Genomic DNA, 317 nt, shown 5'->3' with positions numbered 1-317 from the left:
GTGCGGGTTTTTCACCCGCATTATCGTTACTTATGTCAGCATTCGCACTTCTGATACCTCCAGCATACCTCACAGTACACCTTCGCAGGCTCACAGAACGCTCCCCTACCCAACGAACGTATCCTTAAATTCGCTTTGTCGTGCTTTCGCCTCGACTTTCATTAACGCATTGACGTCACTTCGTTCCGTCAATCGTTATTCACTCAAACAAATTTAAGTGATACGTTCGCTGCCGCAGCTTCGGTGCATGGTTTAGCCCCGTTACATCTTCCGCGCGGGCCGACTCGACCAGTGAGCTATTACGCTTTCTTTAAATG

At 48.9% G+C, this 317-nt stretch carries 1 rRNA gene; it reads right to left on the bottom strand.

Going from position 1 to position 317, the window contains the following annotated elements:
* Positions 1–317, bottom strand: a 23S ribosomal RNA gene (locus ACYUCW_RS18235); the annotation flags it as partial.

It is taken from the genome of Proteus sp. MB838, assembly GCF_054767435.1.
The sequence above is the reverse complement of the archived record's forward strand: the minus strand, read 5'-3'. Positions and strand labels throughout refer to the sequence as shown.